19 protein-coding genes are annotated in these 22,316 nt (G+C 40.0%); 12 read left to right on the top strand and 7 right to left on the bottom strand.

All coding sequences use genetic code 11. The features are described from left to right. The first annotated feature begins 83 nt into the window (after positions 1-83). Positions 84-1,013, top strand: coding sequence for a DUF3530 family protein (locus MTF66_RS23290; protein ID WP_138623127.1), 930 nt, complete (start codon positions 84-86; stop codon positions 1,011-1,013). Here the strand turns inward: MTF66_RS23290 and djlA are convergent. The 3 genes from djlA to MTF66_RS23275 are packed head-to-tail and all read right to left on the bottom strand — an operon-like array spanning position 996 to position 3,541. Then, a complete protein-coding gene (gene djlA, locus MTF66_RS23285; protein WP_010391624.1) occupies positions 996-1,853 on the bottom strand; it encodes a co-chaperone DjlA in 858 nt (285 codons plus the stop codon). The genes MTF66_RS23290 and djlA overlap by 18 nt on opposite strands. 33 nt (positions 1,854-1,886) lie before the next feature. Next, positions 1,887-2,543 carry an N-acetylmuramate alpha-1-phosphate uridylyltransferase MurU gene (murU, locus tag MTF66_RS23280; RefSeq protein WP_138623125.1) on the bottom strand — a complete coding sequence of 219 codons (657 nt, stop codon included), beginning with the start codon at positions 2,541-2,543 and terminating at the stop codon, positions 1,887-1,889. A gap of 2 nt (positions 2,544-2,545) precedes the next feature. Beyond that, the gene (locus tag MTF66_RS23275) at positions 2,546-3,541 is read right to left on the bottom strand and encodes an aminoglycoside phosphotransferase family protein (protein WP_138623123.1); all 996 of its coding nucleotides are present in this window, start codon (positions 3,539-3,541) and stop codon (positions 2,546-2,548) included. 94 nt (positions 3,542-3,635) lie between these two features. Here MTF66_RS23275 and lptD point away from each other — a divergent pair, with 94 nt between their 5' ends. The 7 genes from lptD to MTF66_RS23240 all read left to right on the top strand — a co-directional run bounded on the left by lptD (position 3,636) and on the right by MTF66_RS23240 (position 12,604). Continuing rightward, the gene (lptD, locus tag MTF66_RS23270) at positions 3,636-5,882 is read left to right on the top strand and encodes an LPS assembly protein LptD (RefSeq protein ID WP_138623121.1); all 2,247 of its coding nucleotides are present in this window, start codon (positions 3,636-3,638) and stop codon (positions 5,880-5,882) included. 96 nt (positions 5,883-5,978) lie between these two features. Continuing rightward, entirely contained in the window at positions 5,979-7,274 is a 1,296-nt protein-coding gene (surA, locus tag MTF66_RS23265; protein ID WP_138623119.1) for a peptidylprolyl isomerase SurA, read from the top strand. Between the two features lie 2 nt (positions 7,275-7,276). Beyond that, positions 7,277-8,269 (top strand): 4-hydroxythreonine-4-phosphate dehydrogenase PdxA, encoded by a 993-nt coding sequence (gene pdxA / locus MTF66_RS23260; protein ID WP_033103982.1) that lies wholly within the window; start codon positions 7,277-7,279, stop codon positions 8,267-8,269. After that, positions 8,266-9,072 (top strand): 16S rRNA (adenine(1518)-N(6)/adenine(1519)-N(6))-dimethyltransferase RsmA, encoded by an 807-nt coding sequence (gene rsmA, locus MTF66_RS23255; RefSeq protein ID WP_010391631.1) that lies wholly within the window; start codon positions 8,266-8,268, stop codon positions 9,070-9,072. Before pdxA ends, rsmA begins: the two co-directional genes overlap by 4 nt. Beyond that, positions 9,056-9,445, top strand: coding sequence for a Co2+/Mg2+ efflux protein ApaG (gene apaG, locus MTF66_RS23250; RefSeq protein WP_041709470.1), 390 nt, complete (start codon positions 9,056-9,058; stop codon positions 9,443-9,445). The genes rsmA and apaG overlap by 17 nt, the downstream gene beginning before the upstream one ends. Before the next feature lie 15 nt (positions 9,446-9,460). Further along, entirely contained in the window at positions 9,461-10,279 is an 819-nt protein-coding gene (locus MTF66_RS23245; protein ID WP_138623117.1) for a symmetrical bis(5'-nucleosyl)-tetraphosphatase, read from the top strand. 309 nt (positions 10,280-10,588) lie between these two features. After that, a complete protein-coding gene (locus tag MTF66_RS23240) occupies positions 10,589-12,604 on the top strand; it encodes a methyl-accepting chemotaxis protein (protein ID WP_138623115.1) in 2,016 nt (671 codons plus the stop codon). 516 nt (positions 12,605-13,120) lie between these two features. Here MTF66_RS23240 and rpmG read toward each other — a convergent pair. From rpmG to radC, 3 genes are all read right to left on the bottom strand, one after another. Beyond that, positions 13,121-13,276 carry a 50S ribosomal protein L33 gene (rpmG, locus tag MTF66_RS23235; RefSeq protein WP_004587947.1) on the bottom strand — a complete coding sequence of 52 codons (156 nt, stop codon included), beginning with the start codon at positions 13,274-13,276 and terminating at the stop codon, positions 13,121-13,123. A gap of 11 nt (positions 13,277-13,287) precedes the next feature. Beyond that, a complete protein-coding gene (rpmB, locus tag MTF66_RS23230; protein ID WP_008464111.1) occupies positions 13,288-13,524 on the bottom strand; it encodes a 50S ribosomal protein L28 in 237 nt (78 codons plus the stop codon). Positions 13,525-13,797: 273 nt separating this feature from the next. Beyond that, on the bottom strand, positions 13,798-14,472 hold the full coding sequence (gene radC, locus MTF66_RS23225; protein WP_138623112.1) for a DNA repair protein RadC: 675 nt from the start codon (positions 14,470-14,472) through the stop codon (positions 13,798-13,800). 141 nt (positions 14,473-14,613) lie between these two features. Here radC and coaBC point away from each other — a divergent pair, with 141 nt between their 5' ends. The 4 genes from coaBC (at position 14,614) to MTF66_RS23205 (ending at position 20,799) form a co-directional block, all read left to right on the top strand. Continuing rightward, the gene (gene coaBC, locus MTF66_RS23220) at positions 14,614-15,807 is read left to right on the top strand and encodes a bifunctional phosphopantothenoylcysteine decarboxylase/phosphopantothenate--cysteine ligase CoaBC (RefSeq protein WP_138623110.1); all 1,194 of its coding nucleotides are present in this window, start codon (positions 14,614-14,616) and stop codon (positions 15,805-15,807) included. A 223-nt stretch (positions 15,808-16,030) separates the two neighbouring features. Beyond that, positions 16,031-16,618 carry a nucleoid occlusion factor SlmA gene (gene slmA / locus MTF66_RS23215; RefSeq protein WP_008113236.1) on the top strand — a complete coding sequence of 196 codons (588 nt, stop codon included), beginning with the start codon at positions 16,031-16,033 and terminating at the stop codon, positions 16,616-16,618. Positions 16,619-16,970: 352 nt separating this feature from the next. Next, positions 16,971-19,718: a prolyl oligopeptidase family serine peptidase gene (locus tag MTF66_RS23210; protein WP_138623108.1), complete on the top strand. Its 2,748-nt coding sequence runs from the start codon at positions 16,971-16,973 to the stop codon at positions 19,716-19,718. A 196-nt stretch (positions 19,719-19,914) separates the two neighbouring features. Further along, entirely contained in the window at positions 19,915-20,799 is an 885-nt protein-coding gene (locus MTF66_RS23205; protein WP_248528928.1) for a Fic family protein, read from the top strand. A 61-nt stretch (positions 20,800-20,860) separates the two neighbouring features. Here the strand turns inward: MTF66_RS23205 and MTF66_RS23200 are convergent, their stop codons facing one another. Then, positions 20,861-22,045, bottom strand: a complete 1,185-nt coding sequence (locus MTF66_RS23200) for an NAD(P)/FAD-dependent oxidoreductase (protein ID WP_138623104.1) — start codon at positions 22,043-22,045, stop codon at positions 20,861-20,863. Between the last annotated feature and the right edge of the window lie 271 nt (positions 22,046-22,316).

Here is a 22,316-nt window from a genome sequence, read left to right as displayed (position 1 = left end):
ATCTTTTAGTTATTTGCAGTAAATAGCTAAACTTTAAGAGTGCTACGCCGATACATAAATAAGATTTAAATTAAAAGCTTATTATGTTTATTACGCAGATATTTAAAGTCATTATTACTACTCTTTCGCTTGGCTGTGCATTAATCAGTTTTCAAGTGCTTAGTGCTGAGTATATCGCTCCTCCTCCCTTTTCAAAAAATATTGATGCGGATATCTCTCGCCTAGCCCAAAGTGATGAAGTAAAGTCTATTTTAGCTGGTGATACTGAGTTTTTAACTTTATACAGTGAATATATGAGCGCCGACTTTAGAGGGGTGGTCATACTCATTCCTGACTGGCAATCAACGCCCACAAACAATTCCGGCATGAACTTTTTGCGTAAAGAGCTGAATAATCATGGGTACACTTCTTATGCGATGACAGTTCCTGATATAGATTGGCAAGCAGCCCAAGAGGACACAGCAAAAACGATTAATGATTCTGTGGGCACAAATAATGAAACAGCCAACGCAAATACTGAGCCTGACACCAGCACACAAAAACAGCCTCATCATGCCGACTATGTTGAGCAAGTAAATACCGAGGTCGTGGATAACTACAAGTTAAAACTGCTCGCTCGCTACGAAGCCTTGTATCAGCAGGCAGCAATGGAGTCTGACAATATTGTTGTTATTGCACAAGGCACCAGTTCTGGGGTGTTGTTGGAGCACTACGCTGAATTTGCAGACTTAAAAATAAACGCCTTCATTAGTTTGAGTAGTTACCTTCCTAATACAAAACGCAATGCCAAGTTAAGCCAAATAACATCCTTGGTAACCCCTGCTTTGTTGGATATTTATTTTGCTACAGACAGTAATGATATCTTAATGAACCTTAAAAACCGTCAGCGTTGGGTTAACCGTAATGCAAAGTTTGATTACCGCCAGCGCCAGCTATTTGGATTGCGCGACGCGCCGCAGCAACATGCACGCTTGAGCAAAGAAATAGACGGCTTTTTACGCCGCCTTTTTTAAATACTCGTAAGCGGCTTGAATATCTTGGCTTTTTTTAACTGCCACTTCCATCATGTGCTTAGGTAAACCTTGCGATACCAGTTTATCAGGATGGTGCTGAGCCATGAGCTTACGGTACGCTACTTTAATATCACGTTGCGACGCATCTTTATTTAGCCCTAACAAGGCCAATGCCTGCGAGCGGTTCATATCATTACTTGGCGGTACATGATGCCCTGAGCCTTCTCGGTAACTACTACTTTGACTTTGCTGCTGCCTAAAGCGCTGTTGTTGCTGCCTAAAATTAAACTCTGCTTGATAACGTTTTAGTACAAAGGCAAAGTGTGCTTTAGATACCCCCAACTGCTTGCTTACTTCTTGCAGTAATTGCTTTTCTTGCGCGGCAAGCACGCCATCGGAAAACGCCATTTGAATTTGAATTTCTAAAAATAACTGCAGTAAATCGTAACGTTTAGCAAAACGTTCTTTAAAGTCATAAACCGTGTCTTTGAGAGAAAAGTCGCTATCTTTACCTGATTGAAATGCCTGCTGCGCTTCACGGCGTTCTTCGCCTTTTAAGCCCATTTCATCCATAAATAGCGTAGCTGCTTTAATGTGAGTTTCGCTTATTCGCCCATTTGACTTGGCAATATGCCCCATTACTGCAAAGCAGCTAGAAAAAAACAGTGCTTGGCGTTCGTTAACATCATCGCCTTTAAAAAGGTTAGAGAAGCCGCCAGCCTGATCAAAGTCTTTCTTTAGACTTTTATCAAACATATGACCTAGGTATAAGCCTAAAATAGCCCCAAATATTTTGCCAAACATAAAACCAAAACAGAAACCGAGAATTTTTCCCCACATTTTAAAACTTACCTCTAGTGTTTTATATTTAGCTTATGGTGCTAATTGTTGGTTAAGAGCCAATAAACGCTCTGGTGTGCCTATATCGTCCCATTGGCCAATATAGAGTTCAGTGGAGACTAAATGTTCATTTATTTTTTCACGCAGTAAAGGCCCTAACGGGCGAATTCCTGGGGCCAGCCCTTCAAAGAAATCAGCCTGATAACGGCCAATTCCAGAAAAAGTATAGCGCTGTTCACTATTAGGTAAGTGGCTTAGGGTAAAATCGCCTTCTGGGTTATGCGCAGGATTTTCAACCAATACAATGTGCGCTTCTTTTGGCTGTAAATGCAGCTGCATTAATGCACTAATATCGTAGTCGCTGTAAACATCACCATTAATAACAATAAATGACTCACCTAATAAAGGAAGTGCTTGAATAATACCGCCTGCAGTTTCAAGCCCGCCAGTTACTTCCTGGCTATAGGTAATACTTACACCCCATGCACTGCCATCTGCAAAGTAGGTTTTTATTTTGTCTCCTTGCCAGGCGAGGTTAATCACAATCTGCGTAATACCAGCTGTTTTTAAGCGCATAATATGATGCTCAATTAGCGGTTTACCTGCCACACATAACATAGGTTTTGGCAACTGTGCGGTGAGCGGCATCATACGTTTACCGCGTCCTGCAGCTAAGATCATGGCCTTCATAATTACTCTCCTTTTAACCGCTGCTGTACCTTTGGCACCACGTAACTTTTTACCCAATCAGACAAATCACTAAGCTCTGGGTACTCTGCCGCCACTTCAACAATATAAGTTAGTGTCGGTAGTATATTCGCTAAGTAACCTTTTTTACCATCCCGTAAATACAAGCGACAAAAAATACCCGCTGCTTTTAAATGGCGCTGCAAGCCGGTTAAATCAAACCAATACTTAAATTGTGCGAATGACTCGTTAGTTATTAAACTTTGGCGCTTAAATTCGTCATAACCAAACTCAAGTAAATGAGTCAGCTCGTCGTTGGGCAATTTAAAATAACAATCTCTTAAAAGCGAGACTAAGTCATAACATAACGGACCTTGTACCGCGTCTTGATAATCAATAATTGCCCATTGCTGCTCGCAGTGCATAATATTACGGCTGTGGTAATCGCGATGCATAGTCACTGTGGGTTGTTCAAGCAGTGTATTGATTAGCAGCGTAGCACTTGTTTGCCATATATTTTGTTGCTCAGCGCTGAGCTCTGTACTAATAAAATCATTAACTAACCAATTTTTAAAAATATCCAGCTCAAGTGCAATAAAGTCATGGTCATACGGATTCATTGACGGAGCTTTTGGCGTTTTAGCCCACTTGGCACTTAAACTGATCAGCTGCTGATAATGCTCGCTGCGATTGGCATCATCAAGCAAGTCAGCTAAATGGGTGTTACCCAAATCACTTAAAATAAAAAAACCTTGCTGCTCATCACTATGAATAATGGATGGTAATAAAAACCCCTGCTCAGAAAACACCTTATTTAATGCAATATAAGGGACGTTGTTAACTTTTTTTGGATCTGAGTCCATCACAATAAAGCTTTTATTTTCAGCGCTTAACCTATAATAACGGCGAAAACTGGCATCTGCGGTTATTGCATTAAGCGCGCAGGATTGCTCACTAAAGTGAGTATTAATAAACTGTTGTAAACTCTCAAAACGTGTCATTTTATAAGCTATCTATTTTTCACTAATTACTTTGCTATTGTTTTCCTTTATTATGTATAGCTTGTAACTAATCACAGAGCATAAAGGTCGATAAATGAGCAAAACCTGGGGCATTTTGATGCTAAGCGTACTGAGCGCACCATCGCTTGCCGAAACTGAACTGACACACAACTTTTGTGGCACTTCAATGCAAACCAGAGCTTGGCAACCGCTAGCTGGCCTTGAGCTTGGAACGGTTGATATCAGCGCTGATGACGTTGAGCTTTTAGGCACACAAAGCGCTGAATTTACTGGTAATGTTGATATTAACACCGTTAACATGAGTTTGTCCGCACAATCAGCACTGATTGATAAACAACGCGGCTTACTCAATGCCACCGGCCCTATTACCTATCGCGATTATGTGAGCAAAGTTCAAAGTGCGGGCTTAAACGCCGATTTAAATAACTCAGCCTTTAGCTTATTAGGCGCACAATACAGCCTAACACAACAGCAAGGCAAAGGCGGCGCGGAAAAACTCACCATCGACAAGTCTGGCTTAATGCTGATGAATGCAAGCTTTACTGCTTGCCCAGGTAATACGCCTGTGTGGGCTATTGAAGCCGACGAAATTAATTTATCACGAGAAGAAGGCTGGGGTGAAACCTACAATGCGGTGCTACGTATTTTAGACACGCCAGTACTCTATTTACCTTATTTTACTTTCCCACTCGATGAGCGCCGTAAGTCAGGCTTATTAACGCCCAGCTTTTCAAGTTCAGATCGTTATGGATTAGAGACTATTACGCCTTATTATTGGAATATTGCTCCAAACTATGATGCAACCATTACGCCGCGTTATATGTCACGTAAAGGTTTACAGCTACAAACTGAATTTAGATATCTAACTCCAGAACACCAAGGTTTAGTGGCTGTCGAATACTTAAATAAAGATGACTCAGAACCTGAGCTTGACGAGCGTTTTTTGTTTCATTGGCAACAAAAAAGCTATATAGGCGAAGACTGGCGAGCCAGTCTTGATATTACCAATGTCAGTGATGATAACTACCTCACTGATTTAAACTCAACTTATGCAAGTAAAACCGATACTCAGCTTTATCGTACCGGCTCACTAACTCACATGGGCGAGATGTGGCGTACTGATATAAAAATACAAAACTTTGAAGTACTCGGTGACCACTTAGAGTCATATACAGCCTTACCGCAAGTTAGCTTTACACAAACTACGCCGTGGAAAATTGATTACTTCGATTTTACTGTTTCAGGGGAGCTGAGCCACTTTACTAATAGCTCAGCGGTTATTGATCAAGCAACTCGCGTGCATATAGAACCTAAAGCACGCTTTGATTACAAAGAGTATGCCTGGTCGTTTTTATCTGAAGTGAGCTTATTGCAAACTAACTATAAACAAGACGGTGATTTACAGGGTACACAGTATAGCGATAATGTTTCGCGCACATTGCCAAAAGTGCGCTTATATTCTCAGCTTAACTTTGAGCGTGATACCTCAATTTTTATCGACGATGGTACTCAAACCTTAGAGCCACAAATTCAGTATTTATATACGCCTAACAAAGATCAGTCTGACATTGGCTTATACGATACCACTAAATTACAAGATGACTTTTTTGGCTTATTTAGAGATGCGCGTTTTTCAAGTGTTGACCGTATTGCCGCTGCAAATCAATTTACGCTTGGGGCAACCACCCGTTTATTTGATAATAAAAATGAAGAAGTATTTAACTTCAGTGCTGGCCAAATATTTTATTTAAGTGATTCAGCCAAGCCCACAGAGCAAGGGCTGAATAGCGACAGTAACTACAATGCCTTGTTTGCAGCGCAAACCATGTTACATTGGCATCGCCGCTGGTATTTGTCGGGTGGAATTCAGTACGACACGGATGGCAAGCAAATTATCCAGTCAAATTTAACCTTAGATTATAAAGGTGACGATAATCAGCTGGTTCAATTGAACCATCGCTATGCAAATGATGTCTCAGGAAATACAATCGAACAAGCGGGCTTATTTACAAGCATCCCTATTAGTGACGAATGGCAATTTATTGCAAGTTACCATCGCGACCTTGATAATAACCGCAGTATTGAAGTATTTAGTGGATTACAGTATGAATCGTGCTGTTGGGCGTTCCAAATTACTGGCCACCGCCAAATTGAAACTGATTTAAATCAGTCAATTGGGCAACCCCAAGCTACTTTTGATTCGAGCATTCGTTTGAATTTTGTATTAAAAGGGCTTGGTAGTAAAAGCCGTTATGATGCTCAAAAATTATTACAACAAGGTATTTTTGGTTATCGTAGGCCGTATTTTCTTAATGACTAAGCTGCATTTTGTATAGTAAAAATTTACAAATAACTATATCAATCTAGTCGCCTTTAGCATTACAACAGTACTATTAGTAAGAGTAGTAAAAAGAATATGAATTTAAAAAAATTATTAACATCAGCAGTTTTAACGTTTAGCTTATGCCAAAGTGTATTCGCCGCACCAGTCGAAATAGATAAAGTGATTGGTATTGTAAACCAAGGCGTTATTTTAAAAAGTGAAGTAGATACCATTGTTGATCGTGTTAAAAAACAAGCAGAAGAACAAAATCAACAGCTGCCAAAAGACGAAACACTGCGCGTACAAGCAATTGAGCGCTTAGTTAATCAAACGCTAATGATGCAAATGGCTGAGCGCATGGGCTTAGAGATTTCAGATAGCCAGCTTGACCAAACACTCGCCAACATGGCCAAAGAGCAAGGCGGTACAATTGCTGATTTACGTCGAACTATTGAAGCGTCGGGTGAGAGCTTTCAAGCTTACCGTGAAGAAATTCGTAAAGAGATAACCACGCAACAAGTAACGCGTGCAAACGTAGACCGCCGTATATATGTAAGCGACCAAGAAATTGATAACTTACTAAAAATTATGGATAGCCAAGGCCAAAATGCCGAAGAATACGATATTGGTCATATTCTTATCGATATTCCAAGCGGGGCAAGTGCAGACGACGTAAGCTCTGCAAAAACACGCGCAGACAAAGTAATTGAACTGCTGCAAGACGGCCAAGAATTTAAGCGTATTGCTATTTCTTCATCTAGTGGCTCAAAAGCGCTTGAGGGAGGTCAATTAGGCTGGATGGGCATTAACGAAATGCCATCTTTATTTGCAGAAGCTGTAAAAGGTCAAAAGAAAGATGCGATTATTGGCCCGCTTCGCTCTGGCGCAGGTTTTCACATTATTAAGGTGCAAGACGTACGTGGTCGCCAAGTAGTAGAAACCACAGAAGTTAAATCTCGTCATATTCTTATCAAGCCTTCAATTATTTTAAGCGAAGAAAAAGCCCGCACTATGCTAACTGGATTTGTTAAGGATTTACGTGCTGGAAATGCTGACTTTGCAGAACTAGCTAAAGAGCACTCGCAAGATCCAGGCTCAGCACTTAAAGGCGGACAATACGACTGGACTGATCCAACTACCTACGTACCTGCGTTTAGAGATACATTACTATCTCTTGATCAAAACGAAATCAGCGAACCATTTAGAACCCAGTATGGTTGGCACATTGTACAGTTATTAGATACACGCGTTGCTGATAAAACCGAGCAAGCTAAACGTAATCGTGCACATGGCATGTTGTTTAATCGTAAATTTAAAGAAGAAAGCTTTAACTGGCAGCAAGAAATGCGCGAACAAGCCCATGTTGAAATTTTCCCAACAGACGAATAATTATGACCTTAAGAATTGCGGTAACCCCTGGTGAGCCTGCTGGCATTGGCCCTGACTTGCTATTAAAACTGGCACAGCACAGCTGGGATGCACAGCTAGTAGCGATTGCAGATGCATCGCTACTAAAGCAGCGCGCTAAACATTTAGGTTTAAACATTAAGTTAATTGAATTTGATGAAAGCGCCGAAGCTATGCCTACAGCGGCTGGCAGCTTATATATAAAACAGATTGATTTAGCCGAGTCAGTTGAACTGGGTGTGCTAAATGACGCAAACGGTCAATACGTATTAGACACACTGCGTATCGCCAGTGAGAAGAATATGGACGGCACTTTTGATGCCGTTGTTACTGGCCCTGTTCATAAAGGTATTATTAACCAAGCCGGTATTTCTTTTAGTGGCCACACTGAGTACTTTGCTCAACAGTCGGGCACCGCTGATGTTGTTATGTTATTGGCTACCGAAGGGCTGCGAGTTGCATTAGTAACAACGCATATCCCGCTTGCTTATGTTGCTCGTGCTATTACCCAAGAGCGACTGGTTAAAGTGGCTAATATTCTTAATCATGACTTAAAAACCAAGTTTGGTATTGAGCAACCGCGTATTTTAGTCTGTGGCTTAAACCCGCACGCTGGTGAAGATGGCCATTTAGGCCGCGAAGAAATCGACACGATAACGCCTACACTTGACATACTAAGAGCTGAAGGGATGAACTTAATCGGTCCTTTACCAGCAGATACATTATTTCAAGATAAATACCTAAATGAAGCCGATGCAGTACTGGCTATGTATCACGATCAGGGATTACCTGTGCTAAAATACAAAGGATTTGGTAAGTCAGTGAATATAACTCTTGGCCTTCCATTTATCCGCACTTCAGTCGACCACGGTACTGCGCTTGATTTAGCCGGTACAGGCGATGCTGATGTTGGCAGTTTTGAATTAGCGATCCGCGAAGCAATTAAGCTCGCCCATGAAAAAGCACAGAATCAATGACCGATAAAGTACATTTAGGACACCGCGCCCGTAAACGTTTTGGCCAAAACTTTTTATTCGATGAATCAATCATCGATAAAATCGTCACCGCTATTGATCCCAAGCCGCAAGATAATTTAGTCGAAATTGGCCCAGGCCTTGGCGCTATTACTGAGCCTGTAGCCGATTTAAGTGGCCATTTAACGGTTGTTGAGCTAGATAAAGATTTAGCCCAACGTTTAATTGAGCACCCTTTTTTAGGGCCTAAATTAACCGTAAACCAAGGCGATGCAATGAAGTTTGATTTTGCAAGCCTAGTTAAAGACGACAAAAAGCTAAAAGTATTTGGTAACCTACCGTACAACATTTCTACTCCTTTGTTGTTTCACCTTTTTGAATTTGCCGATCATATTGAGCACATGCACTTTATGCTGCAAAAAGAAGTGGTAAAACGCATGGTTGCAGGCCCAGGCAGCAAAACCTTTGGCCGCTTGAGTGTAATGACTCAATACTACTGTAATGCGATGCCTGTAGTAGAAGTACCACCAGAGTGCTTTAAACCTGCACCTAAAGTAGATTCTGCGGTTATTCGCTTAATCCCCAAAAAGGCAGAGCAGCGCACAGCTAAGAGCGTTAAAATATTAAATACAGTCTGTTTAGAAGCGTTTAATCAACGTCGTAAAACACTTCGCAACAGCCTAGGCAACCTTTTAACCGCTGAAGAGTTAACCAGCATTGGCATTGATATTACCTTGCGTGCTGAGAGCCTGTCGTTACAACAATTTATTGATATAGCTAACTGGATTTATGACAACAAGCAGTAATATGGGATCACCTGTAAAGGTATCTGTAGAAACATTTTATGTAGAAGAGCAATCGCAACCTGAACTTGATAAATTTGTATTTGCTTACTCCGTTACTATAAAAAACCACAGTTTATGTAGTGCAAAACTACTTAGCCGCTATTGGTTAATTACCGATGCCAACGGTAAAGAAGTAGAAGTGCAAGGCGAAGGTGTGGTGGGTGAAACCCCAGATATAGCCCCTGGTGAAAGTTACAAATACACCAGTGGTGCAATATTAGATACTCCCGTAGGCACCATGCAAGGGCATTACACTTTACGAAACGAGTTTGGTGCTGAGTTTGAAGCACCCATAAATGTGTTCCGTTTAGCTTGCCCTAATATCTTACATTGATTAAAACAGCGACTAATGGCTGACTACGCAATAGGTGATTTACAAGGCTGCTTTAACGAATTTAGTTTATTGTTAAAGCAAGTCGACTTTAACCCTAGCAAGGACCACCTCTACCTAGTAGGTGATATTGTTGCTCGCGGCCCAGACTCCAAAGCGTGCCTTGATTATATTTATCAACATCAAGACAGCGTTAGCGTCACATTAGGCAATCATGACTTACACATGATTGCCTGTTATTTAAACAATGTTGCACCCAACCCTAAAGACAAACTAACGACACTGCTCAACAGCAGTAAACTCCCCGACTACATCGCGTTTTTACAAACTCAGCCTTTAGCTCTTTATTTAGAGCAGTATGATTGTTTTATCTCTCACGCAGGACTTAATCCTGATTGGTCATGCGAGCAAGCCATTCAGCATGCCCAATTTGCGCAGCAATGCTATGGTGCTGACAACGCTCAATACTTCTTAAAAAACATGTATCAGCCTCACCCACTTTCATGGAGTGAGCAACTCGATGACGCTGCAAAGTTTCGCTATATCGTTAATTATTTCACCCGTATGCGCTTTATTACGCCTGATAATTTGCTTGATTTTAATGCAAAAGAAGCAACAGCCAATAGCCACACATTAGTTCCTTGGTTTTCTCACCCTAAAATCGTTAACGCTCAACATGACCTTATTTTTGGTCATTGGGCTGCCCTTGAAGGTCAAACTCCCTACAAACACCTGTACGCTCTAGACACAGGTTGCGTCTGGGGCGGCTCAATGACCTTAATAGATTTACAAAGCAAACAAAAATTTTCAGAAAAATCACAACTTTTGTCTAAATAAACTGAAAAAAGTTAATACATCTGTTAAGTTTAAGAGTGCATGTTAAATTGCATAATTACAAACCATTCACAACTAAGTGTAAAAAATAGCAACACTCCCTTAATCTAATTAAGGACGAGGAGAATTGCCTTGTATTATTTTATATCCATAGTCGAATAGTTGAATTATGTATGCTTAGTGTGTGATGAAGTTTCACGGTAAATTTAGCAACTAACTATTAACAGTAAAAATTAATTATTTTTAATTACTTAACTTATTGTTGAAAGCGCCGATAAGTTTTAATAGACGTATTTTTGAATGGAAAACCATATGAATCTAACAGTGAGTCAACGTATTTGGGGTGGTTTTATATTTATCACTTTATTACTTTTAATTATTGGCGGTAACTCTTTAATAAAAATAGCAAATATAGATCGTTCAACTCAAAAAGTTAATCAGCTATCGCTTCCGGCATTAAACAAGAGCGCTCAATTACAAGCTGAATTTATTTTGATGAGTAAAGCTGCTCAAGCCAGTTTTCACACTTCATCTGCTCAAGAGCTAGCGCCAATAAAAGCACAAATAGAAGAACAAAAACAATTATTTGATAAGTTACATCGCGAACTACAACAGGTAGTAAAAGATGACCCACAATTAAATAAGAGCAGCCTTGACGTTGAAAAAACCTACTTAAGTTTTTTAAACATTATAGAGAGTCTGCTGAAAGACAAAAACACTCAGTTAGTGCTTAATAAAAAGCTCAAAGCTCAATTAGAAACTGTTGAACTCGCGGCTGAAGACGCTAACTCTATGGTACTTGATATTATTGATATTGATGGCTTAGAAGATAACCACCCGCGTGCTTACCAAGCAGCTAATAATCTTGAAAATAACTTTATGTCTGTGGTTACCAGCAGCACCGATATGTTAACTGTTAAAACGCTTAACACGCTCGATATTATTAAAAATGAACAAGTGTATTATTTTGAAGAAGTCGTTCGTACTGTTGCATTAATACAACCCGCGATAGAGCAAAGCCATAGCGGCTTGTTTAACGACCTAAAAGGCTACGTAGATACGCTTGAAAGCAATATCTTAGGTAACGATAGCCTTTCAGCGAATAAAAAACGCCTTATTGATGCAATCAGCACAACTGAACGTGAATTAGAAGAATCGGAAAAAGCCACTAAAACAGCACTTAGCCAAATTGACGACTTAGTATTACAAGCAAGCGGCGTTGCATTTACTTTGCAAGAAGGCGTTCGCAGCGATGTAAACTCAGCTAATTTATGGACTTGGATAGGTATGATCATTGCGACTATCATCGCTGTGCTTGTAGCCATTATTACGGTTAACCGTATTACTAAGCCATTAGCTGAAGTTAACCGCATTCTAGATATTGTTGCCAGTGGTGATATGACTCAACGCTTAGATGACAGCGCAAAAGATGAATTTGGTGAATTATCGAAAAGCTGTAATACCTTAATTGATAGCTTACGCAGCTTAATTACCGGTATTATTTCGCGTTCAACACAACTTGCTGCCGCTTCTGAGCAAACCTCAACAATTACCGGTGAATCAAGCAAAGCGATTAGTAATCAACAAGCGCAAGTAGAGCAAGCGGCAACCGCAACCACTGAAATGAGCAGTACTTCTCAAACAGTGAGCAACAGTGCTCAACAAGCACTAGGCGAAATCAAAAATGCCGATAAAGAAGCTGAACGCGTTAAAGGTATTTCAAATCAAAATAAAGCAACCATTGAACAACTCGCTTACGAAGTTGATGAAGCATCAAGTGTTATTAATAAACTACACAAAGACAGCGCCTCAATTGGTAGTATTTTAGACGTTATTCGTGGTATCGCTGAGCAAACTAACTTACTTGCACTTAATGCGGCTATTGAGGCAGCGCGTGCCGGCGAGTACGGTCGAGGGTTTGCTGTGGTAGCTGATGAAGTAAGATCGCTTGCAAGTAAAACTCAAGAGTCGACACAAGAAATTCAATCTATGATTGAATCACTACAGTCGGGCGCTGAAGAAGCAGTTAAGGCAATGGAAAAAGGTAAAGAACGCGCGGTTTCGTGTGTTGAGCAAAGTGATTTAGCTAATAGTGCACTGGATTCAATTACTCTTGCGGTATCGCAAGCGCACAATGTCAGTGAAGAGATATCAACAGCAGCACAAGAACAACAACAAGTATCACAAGAGATCAGTGAACGCTTAGAGTCTATTGTTGCTATTGCCGAGCAAACAGCAGAAGGTGCTGTACAAACGAATATTTCAAGTTCAGAAGTGGCTAAGTTAGCCGAAGAACTAAGAATATCAGTAGAGAACTTCAAAGTATAAGAATCACACTGTAAGTAGCCTAAGGGCTACTTACAGTTTATACCCTAGCGAGCCATAGTAAACACCCGTTCCCTCTCCAGACATGCTTATACACCGCACAATCTCACTCTAAATACACAACACCCAACAGCTTAGCCCGTAAAGTCATTTAATACTCTTTATGTTTTCTTTGGTTATACCAATTCGCTTAATTAAGTGGTCTATTTTGAGGCTGGAAAAACGTGTTGATAGCTAGGCAAAAAATTTGCTATTTAGTTGTTCTAAACGAGAATTTTTTAACGCAGGTTGCGACACGTTTAGCCCCGTAAAATGATTAAGTATTATTGCGGATTGGTATTACAAACAACTGATACCGTTATTAAAGAAATAAGCTATGGTGCTTAACAAAAGCCAGTTAGCGGTTTAATTAAATGGACACAATTACGGTGAGTATATGGTCGGTGGATAATAGAGTGGATTTTAAAAACAAAAAACCCAGCATAAGCTGGGTTTTTACATTTCTGAAAGAAAACTAAATTACTTGATTTTAGCTTCTTTGAAAATCACATGTTTACGAGCCTTAGGATCGAACTTTTTGATTTCCATTTTTTCAGGCATGTTACGCTTGTTCTTGTCGGTAGTGTAGAAAAAACCAGTACCAGCAGTTGAAACTAAACGGATCTTATCGCGCATAATTCAGTTCCTTAAACTTTTTCGCCACGAGCACGGATTTCTGTAAGAACCGTGTCAATGCCTTTTTTATCGATAATACGCATACCTTTAGTAGTAGTGCGTAATGTTACAAAACGTTTTTCACTTTCAACCCAAAAACGGTGTGTTTGTAGGTTAGGTAGGAAACGACGTTTAGTCGCGTTTCTCGCGTGTGAACGGTGGTTACCAACCGCTGGACGCTTACCTGTAACTTGACATACTTTAGACATGTCTATATATCTCCAATAACTTCGCTCGAGCTTAATTTTCCCTAAGGCCATGTATTTGTGCCCTAGAGATAAATCGAAGGGCGCTCTTTATACAGCTTTTACAGGCAAAGATCAAATACTGATCTTATCCAACCAGCTCATGTGTAAATTTGATAGCGGCTAATTATAAAGATCGAATGCCCTTAGGGAAAGTAAAAACTGCATTTAAATTAAACTAATTTGCCAAAACACAGTAAACCGCTCATTTTTAGCACATATCTGCGAGCGATAAACTTAAATAAGTCCCCGTTCGGCAAACGAAACACAATTTTCACCGCCAATAATAATATGATCCAATACATTTATGTCGACTAATTGCAGCGCTTGGCACAATTTATTGGTAATTAGCTTATCGGCCTGACTTGGCTCTGCAATACCGCTGGGATGATTATGTGAAAAAATAACCGTCGCTGCATTATTTTTTAAAGCCGCTTTAACAACTTCACGTGGATACACACTGGCGGCGTTAATCGTACCATAAAATAAAATTTCATCTTTTAATAAACGATTTTGACTATCAAGATACAACACCATAAACACCTCCTGCTGCAGGCCTCGCATTTTCAGGGTTAAATAGTCGTAAACAGCTTGAGGGGAGTTAAAAACGGCATCGCGAACAAAGCCTTCTTGCATATAACGCTGACTCAGCTCAAGTACCGCTTGTAACTGTACGTATTTAGCTGTACCCAGCCCTTTTTGCGCACAAAACTCATCTATGCTGGCATTAAACAAATTATGCAGGGTTTTATTTTCATTGATCAGATGTTGTGCCAGCTCTATCGCATTCATACCGGGTAAACCCGTACGTAAAAATATAGCCAGTAGCTCAGCATCAGAGAGTGCCATAGCGCCTTTTGCTAGCAGCTTTTCTCGCGGTCTGAGTGAATTAGGGAGTGAGGTTAATTGCATCGTTCATCCTTGAAAACGGTCAGTACCATATAACTGTAATGCAAAATCAAAAATTAGCGCAATAAAACGCATTTTATCTTAGCTGTCAGGCCTAAGATTTGTTATTTTAGCCAGCATATCTTATAAAATTGATAAACAACCATGATTAATTTAACAAATAAAAAAATAGTGCTGGGTATTAGCGGCGGAATTGCAGCCTACAAATGTGCTGAACTCGTAAGACGTTTGAAAGACCATGGTTGTGACGTTAAAGTTGTAATGACTGAATCAGCAAAGCATTTTATTACCCCGTTAACGATGCAAGCTGTCAGTGGTGAAATGGTGTCTGACTCATTACTAGACCCATCAGCAGAAGCTGCAATGGGACATATTGAATTTGCCAAATGGGCTGATCTAATTTTAGTTGCTCCTGCCACCAGCAATATTATTGCAAAAATGGCGGTAGGCATTGCTGATGATCTACTTACTACGTTATTACTCGCATCTCCTGCAAAAGTGGCTGTGGCACCAGCTATGAATCAGCAAATGTACGCGCACCCTGCAACGCAAGCTAATATAGCCACTTTAAAGGCTCGTGGCGTTGCTGTTTGGGGGCCTGGCAAAGGTGAGCAAGCCTGTGGCGATGTAGGTGCAGGACGAATGCTTGAACCGCATGAGTTAGTGAGTTTATGCATTGAACCTGCGCAACCACAAATCTTAGCGGGTAAAACCATTACTATTACCGCAGGCCCAACCCGAGAGCCTCTCGATCCGGTGCGTTTTATATCAAACCACAGCTCAGGAAAAATGGGCTATGCACTAGCACAAGCTGCTTTATCATTTGGCGCGCAAGTTAACTTAATTTCAGGCCCGGTAACCATTACCGCGCCGCAAGGGGTTAATTTAATTAATATAGAAAGTGCCGAGCAGCTATTGCAAGAGTCTCTCAATTACGCACCTCAATCAGACGCCTTTATTGGTTGCGCTGCTGTAGCCGATTACCGTGCAGCAAATATCGCCACACAAAAGATGAAAAAGCAAGGCGATGAACTCACTCTTAGCTTAGTTAAGAACCCTGACGTTATAGCAGCGGTGGCAAACCTTACACAGAGCCGCCCTTACACTGTCGGCTTTGCAGCAGAAACGCAAAATGTTGCTAACTACGCTAAAGGGAAATTGACTAATAAAAACCTCGATATGATTTGCGCAAACGACGTATCGCAAAGTGATTTAGGCTTTAATTCAGAACGTAACGCACTTACTCTTTTTTGGCAAAATGAACAACTCGATTTACCTGTGACTAGTAAAACAGAAATAGCAATCAAAGTGATCGAGCAGCTTGCCAAACGATTATAAAAAGGCTGGAAACAAACTGAATAAAACATTAACATGATGACGCCTTGTGACCTTTTAGTGTAATTTTACTTCGCTAATATAGTTTAATGCTTGCGCAGTACCAGAGCTTCACGTAATACGTGCAAATATCGCTTCACTGGTTATTGCCCACACAAACACTAGGCCGGTAGCTGTGTTATCGCACGTTGATGTAGAAAAAATAACTATTAAAAAAGGAATGTTCATGCCTGCGACAAAAAAAAGTAATCGCAAAGAGCAAATACTGCAAGCACTCGCACAAATGTTAGAAACCAGCCCTGGCCAGCGTATTACAACTGCCAAACTTGCCGCAGAAGTTGGCGTATCTGAAGCCGCTCTTTATCGCCACTTTCCGAGCAAAGCGCGGATGTTTGAAGGATTAATTGAGTTTATTGAAGATACCCTGTTATCACGTATTAATCTTATTTTAGATAACGAAAAAGAAAGCAAAGCACGCGTATACAATACCTTATTACTGTTGCTAACGTTTGCTGAGAAAAACCCTGGCATTACTCGTATATTAACAGGCGACGCTCTACAAGGAGAACAAGAGCGACTTCGTGAGCGTGTACAGGGCTTATTTGAAAAACTAGAAACCCAATTTAAACAAATTCTTAGAGAGCGTAAGCTACGTGAAGGTAAAAACTTCCAAAGCGATGAGTTAACCCTAGCTAACTTTTTGCTTGCCTACGTTGAAGGTAAAATGAATCAGTTTGTGCGCAGTAATTTTAGTGCTCGCCCAAGTGAGCAATTTGAAAAACAATGGCCAGAACTTCAAAAAATTTGGTTATAAGGTTTTAGGTTTTAGGTTTTAGGTTTTAGGTTTTAGGTAATCTTGCCAGCAAGGTTATTAAATTATTCTCCTATCATCAATTCCACATAAACTCTGTGTTCTTTTTATAAACTATATTTAAAAATTAATTTGAACACAGAGCAAAAAGTAAAAAATTGAAAACCACAATTAAACTTTTACTTCCCTAACTTTTTACCGATGCCAAACACCTCGCATCCCGTGGCCCGAAAATTTAACCTTTTATCATTCATTTTTCCCCTCTCATCTCTGCCTTGCTACCGCTTATCGTATCTACTCGAATTGTTATTAAAACTCGTTACAATAAAATAATGTTAAAAAACGAGAATCTATAATGAAAACACAACTCACTCTTATAGGCTGTGCACTTATTACCAGCTTAACGAGCGCCAGTGCCTTAGCAAATAAGCCATTAGAATTTAAAGATGTATTTGATTTTAAATCTGCAAAAGGCACACAGCTTTCTGAAAATGGTCAAATCCTCTCTTTAAGTGCAACCCCTTATCGCGGCAATGCCACTGGGCAAGTCTACTCGCTAAATAACAACAAGCTTATTGCTGAGGTAGAGCGAGGCACTCGCCCTACAATTAACAAAATGGCGAACTGGGTTGCATTCACTCAAGTGCCTACCCTACTTGAAAAAGAGACCACTAAGAAAAAAAGTGATTTAAAAAACAATCTAGTATTAGTGAATACCCAAACCGGTGAGCAACAACGCTTTAATGACGTAAAAGACTACGTACTCGCTAATAACGGCCAATGGCTTGCCTATCGTAAAAATGAGAGCACAGACGCGGATGATAAAAACTCCGATAACGATAGCGCTATCACAGCTGATAAAAAAGATAAAAGCTACCCGCTAGTTGTCGTCAACTTAAGCGATAAACGCACCCACACTCTTGAAAGTGCTTTCACCTATGATATTAGCGCCACCAGCGATCAATTATTAGTGAGCCAAAGCTATGTGGATGGTAATAATAATCAAATTACTTTATTTTCACTCAATGATTTTACCAGCACAGCATTAATTGACGAGCCTGGTGTGGTTGCCAACAAAATAGCTTGGCATCCAATCAATAAGAGTGTTGCATTTACTTTAGGTAACTATGTAAACGATGATAAGCGTCGTCGCCAATACGAATTAACGCTTTGGCAGAACGAAACGCTTACCACTGTGCAGTCACCTAACCCAGAATGGTTAATGGGTAAAACTGCGACATTAACGTGGGCAGAAGATGGTACACGCCTATACTTTGAAAACCGCCCAAAACTTACTGCAAAAGTTAAACAAAAGGAATATACCGATGAGTCGTCATTGTATGACTTTGAGGTTATTCGCGACCAAAAAGGGTTAAATGTATGGCACAACAACGATGCGCAAATTAAACCTCGCGAAGAGCAGCAGTGGCATAAAAACAATAAAAACAGACATTACACGGCGGTATACCATGTAAACTCGCAACAAGTTGTACAGTTAAGCACACCAAATATGCCAGAGCTGGCACTTAATACTGAACGCGCGGATTCATTATTAGGCTACTCAAATCTAGCCCATCTTGAAAAAATAATGTATGGCGGCTTTTTTGCTGACTACTTTGCGGTTGATATAAAAACGGGTAAACAAACACCTATTATTAACGACTATCCATTTAGACCTAGCCTTGCGCCTAATGGTCAGTTTGCTGCTTACTTTGATAACAACCAAGTACAGCTTAAAAACTTAGGCAATAACAAAGTGAGTGTACTCAGCAAAGCAATTAACGCTACCTTTGCCGATGACAAACACGATTACCCATCTAAGCAGCCTGGCTATGGCTTTGCTGGCTGGCTTAACGATAGCAGCGAAATACTGGTTTATAGCAAATACGATATTTGGTCGTTTAATGTAAATACCAAGCAAGTCAAACGCTTAACTAATGGTAAACAAAGTAATACTCAGTACAGAGTAATCAAGCTTGATAAAAACCAAGTGGGCTTTAACAGCAATGATACTCTTTTGCTCTCTGCAATTAACTTACAAAGTAAGCAAAGTGAGGTGGCTAAACTTAATTTAACAACGCTTAACGTTACTAAAGTACTCACAGGTAATAAGCGTTTTGATGTAATTAAAAAAGCCAAAAATGCCGATAAATACTTATTTACTGAGCAAACCTATCAGCAATTTCCTGATATTTATCAAACAGACTTTAGCTTCAAACAAGCACAACAAGTCACTAACCTTAATCCTCAGGTAACTAATTTTGCTTGGGGAGAAAAGCCTGAACTTATTAGCTATAAAGGCTTTGATGGAGAAGATTTACAAGGGGTATTAATCAAACCTGCCGGCTATAAAAAAGGCGATAAAGTACCGGTTGTGGTGTACTTTTACCGCTATATGAGCCAGCGTATGTACGATTTCCCTAAAATGGAATTAAATCATCGCCCTAACTTTCCGATGTTTACATCAAATGGCTACGCCATCTTTTTACCTGATATTCGTTTTGAAATAGGTCATCCAGGTAAGTCTTCAACGCAAACCATGATCAACGCCACTCAAAAGCTGATTGATTTAGGCATTGCCGATGCTAATAAAATAGGGTTACAAGGCCATTCATGGGCGGGTTATCAAAGCGCGTTTATGATCACTGAAACTGATATGTTTAAAGCTGTAGTTTCGGGTGCGCCAGTGTCTAACATGACCAGCGCCTACAGTGGCATTCGCTTAAAGTCAGGGCTTGCTCGCCAATTTCAATATGAAACAGGGCAAAGTCGTATTGGTAAAAACTTATTTGAAGCCCCTGAGCTTTATATTGAGAACTCGCCAGTCTTTTTTGCGGATAAAGTAAATACCCCGATTCTGATTATGTTTGGTGATAAAGATGATGCTGTGCCATGGCATGAAGGCGTGCAATATTACTTAGCACTGCGCCGTGCGGGTAAAGATGCTACATTTTTACAATATGAAGGTGAACCGCATCACTTAAAGCAATTCCCTAATCAGGTAGATTTCTCAGTACGTATGATGCAGTACTTTGATCATTACTTAAAAGGCAAGCCAGCCGCTAAGTGGATGAACGAAGGTGAAGCGTTTATCGAAGAGTAACTAATAAACCGGCGCTATTTGGCGTCGGTTTAACATTTAAAACCAGTAATTAAAGACTATGTAAAGTTTTAAATAAATACTAAATCACTATTAAAACTGACTTTTATATTCAGTTCGCGTATTCTAATCTCCTGATTTAAATAACCTCTATAACGAAATGAGCAACGCCACTCCCCCATTTTCAATCTCAGCCAGCATGACTCACAGCATTGCAAATATTAGTGAAGCTTTAGGTAAAATCAGTGCCTTATATTCGCCAGCAAATATTGAGCATTATAAGCAACAAAAACTCACCTCTATACAAATGAAAAACTCTGAATTTCAATTTACAGTATCTGACCTATCAAGCCCAGATAGCTTATTAGCTCTGCATCGCAGCTTAATGAAAGATCAAGGTGAAAAGTCAGGCTGTTATAGAGAGCAAGGTCTAGCGTTAAAAAATGGCTTACAAATGGCACCACAGGCAATGCGAGTGCCACAAATGGTAGAAGAATTATTTGCGTGGTTTAATACAACTAACCACCACCCTCTAATCAGTAGTGCAGTATGCCATTATGAATTACAGTTTATTCAACCGGTTGCACAGGGTAATACTGAGTTAGCGTGTGTGTGGCAAACCCAACAATTATCACAATGGCATACGCTGTTTTCATTGCTAAACATTCATAACTTAATAGCGGCAACACGCCAACGATACTTTGAAAGCATTAACCTAAGTACCAAAACCGGTGACTCATCCGTGTTTATTGAGTACATGTTAGAGACATTACTTTCAGCATTAGATATTTTAGAAAGTGATTTAAAATCAATAACAAAAATCCAAACCCCACAACAACCCCCTCAAGTTAAAAACACTATACACTTAGACATACAAGCCCCCCAAGTCATCGCTTTAATAAATGTATTTAACCAAAGCGAAAAACCATTAAACCGACAAGAGCTACAAAACCAGCTAGGGTTAAAAGATCGAAAACATTTTAGAGAGCGCTATTTAAAACCTGCAATTGATGCAGGCATAATCGAAATGACTATTCCCGAAAAACCGAATAGTAAAATGCAGCAATATAGAATTAAAAGTTAGAAATAAAAATGCCACTTAAGAGCTTAAGTGGCAGGTTTAATAAGCCGCGCTGAACGACTTTTTATGCGTATTGCCCAGCGGCAAATCCACAGCTCCACGCGTATTGGAAATTATAGCCTCCTAGCCAACCCGTTACATCGGTCACTTCACCAATAAAGTATAAACCTTTGGCTTTTTTAGCCTCAAATGTTTTTGAGCTTAGCTCGTCGGTATCTACACCACCTAAAGTCACTTCTGCGGTTCTGTAACCTTCGGTACCATTTGGCTTAATTTGCCACGCATGAATATAGTCAGCGAGTGCATCTATTTGGCCATGCGTTAGCTGGTTAATATTGCAATCAGGAATAGCTTTACTGTCATGGAGTATTTCAACAAAACGCTTAGGTAGGATAGTGGCAAGGCTATTTTTTAACGATTTTTGCGCTTGCGTTTCTCGCCAATCAGCTAGCTGTTGCTTTAAATCGAGTTCAGGTAATAAATTGATCGTCACCGCCTGACCTGCTCGCCAAAATGAGCTTATTTGTAATATGGCAGGCCCGGATAAGCCGCGGTGAGTAAATAAAATATTCTCTTTAAATACAGTGCCATCTTCGCTTGCAACTTCACAAGGAATACTAATACCCGAAAGCCCTTCAAAACGCTCTTTATCGTGCTGATGTAAGGTAAAGGGAACTAAAGCAGCCATCGTCGGCAATACCTTTAAACCAAATTGATCTGCAATTTTATAACCTATTGGCGTCGCGCCAAGTTTAGGCATAGTTAAACCGCCAGATGCGACAACTAACGACTCACAGGTCAGTGTTTCTTGCTCAGTTGTGACACTGTAGCCTGTTGCTGTTTTAGCTACATTTAACACTTCGCTGCGCAGTTTAATTGTAACACCCGCCCACTCACACTCTGTTAGTAAAATATCAACAATGTCTTGTGCGCTATTGTCACAAAATAATTGTCCCAATGTTTTATGGTGATACGCCAAACCATGTCGGTCTACAAGCTCTACAAAGTCATGCTGGGTATAACGACTTAAGCACGACTTTACAAAATGGGGATTAGTGCATAAATAGTTATTAGGGCTCGCATTTTCGTTAGTAAAGTTACAACGCCCGCCGCCACTAATTAAAATTTTACGTCCTGGCTTTTTACCCATATCAAGCACTGTAACACTTCGGCCGCGATATCCTGCTTGTGCTGCACACATTAAACCTGCAGCTCCGGCACCGATCACTATCACATCAAGGTGAGTCATTTGGTCATCTCTTAAAAACTTTGGTGAATTATAACAAAGTTTCGGTAACAACAAGATAGCTGTTATATTGTTTTTAATTTATCAATAAAGATTAAATAATGATAAAAAGCATCAAATAAACCTAATACATTAGGATCATCAACATAATAAAAACAAATACAAAACGACTGAAAGCTTACTGAATTCACGGTTATAACTAAATGAAATAGGTACATACGTATTTAATATTTCAAAATAGTTAACAGATCATTTACCTTTGTACCCGCTTTGT

Source organism: Pseudoalteromonas sp. 2CM39R, assembly GCF_023161845.1.
Note: the sequence above shows the minus strand (reverse complement) of the source record. Positions and strands in the feature narration are given on the sequence as shown.

Bases quoted from the DNA above. Each gene is read 5' to 3' on its own strand.
- pdxA (WP_033103982.1), top strand. From the start codon at position 7,277: ATGACCTTAAGAATTGCGGTAACCCCTGGTGAGCCTGCTGGCATTGGC.
- MTF66_RS23290 (WP_138623127.1), top strand. From the start codon at position 84: ATGTTTATTACGCAGATATTTAAAGTCATTATTACTACTCTTTCGCTT.
- radC (WP_138623112.1), bottom strand. From the start codon at position 14,472: ATGCAATTAACCTCACTCCCTAATTCACTCAGACCGCGAGAAAAGCTG.
- slmA (WP_008113236.1), top strand. From the start codon at position 16,031: ATGCCTGCGACAAAAAAAAGTAATCGCAAAGAGCAAATACTGCAAGCA.
- MTF66_RS23200 (WP_138623104.1), bottom strand. From the start codon at position 22,045: ATGACTCACCTTGATGTGATAGTGATCGGTGCCGGAGCTGCAGGTTTA.
- coaBC (WP_138623110.1), top strand. From the start codon at position 14,614: ATGATTAATTTAACAAATAAAAAAATAGTGCTGGGTATTAGCGGCGGA.
- MTF66_RS23210 (WP_138623108.1), top strand. From the start codon at position 16,971: ATGAAAACACAACTCACTCTTATAGGCTGTGCACTTATTACCAGCTTA.
- rpmG (WP_004587947.1), bottom strand. From the start codon at position 13,276: ATGCGCGATAAGATCCGTTTAGTTTCAACTGCTGGTACTGGTTTTTTC.
- MTF66_RS23245 (WP_138623117.1), top strand. From the start codon at position 9,461: ATGGCTGACTACGCAATAGGTGATTTACAAGGCTGCTTTAACGAATTT.
- surA (WP_138623119.1), top strand. From the start codon at position 5,979: ATGAATTTAAAAAAATTATTAACATCAGCAGTTTTAACGTTTAGCTTA.
- apaG (WP_041709470.1), top strand. From the start codon at position 9,056: ATGACAACAAGCAGTAATATGGGATCACCTGTAAAGGTATCTGTAGAA.
- MTF66_RS23205 (WP_248528928.1), top strand. From the start codon at position 19,915: ATGACTCACAGCATTGCAAATATTAGTGAAGCTTTAGGTAAAATCAGT.
- lptD (WP_138623121.1), top strand. From the start codon at position 3,636: ATGAGCAAAACCTGGGGCATTTTGATGCTAAGCGTACTGAGCGCACCA.
- djlA (WP_010391624.1), bottom strand. From the start codon at position 1,853: ATGTGGGGAAAAATTCTCGGTTTCTGTTTTGGTTTTATGTTTGGCAAA.
- rpmB (WP_008464111.1), bottom strand. From the start codon at position 13,524: ATGTCTAAAGTATGTCAAGTTACAGGTAAGCGTCCAGCGGTTGGTAAC.
- MTF66_RS23240 (WP_138623115.1), top strand. From the start codon at position 10,589: ATGAATCTAACAGTGAGTCAACGTATTTGGGGTGGTTTTATATTTATC.
- murU (WP_138623125.1), bottom strand. From the start codon at position 2,543: ATGAAGGCCATGATCTTAGCTGCAGGACGCGGTAAACGTATGATGCCG.
- rsmA (WP_010391631.1), top strand. From the start codon at position 8,266: ATGACCGATAAAGTACATTTAGGACACCGCGCCCGTAAACGTTTTGGC.
- MTF66_RS23275 (WP_138623123.1), bottom strand. From the start codon at position 3,541: ATGACACGTTTTGAGAGTTTACAACAGTTTATTAATACTCACTTTAGT.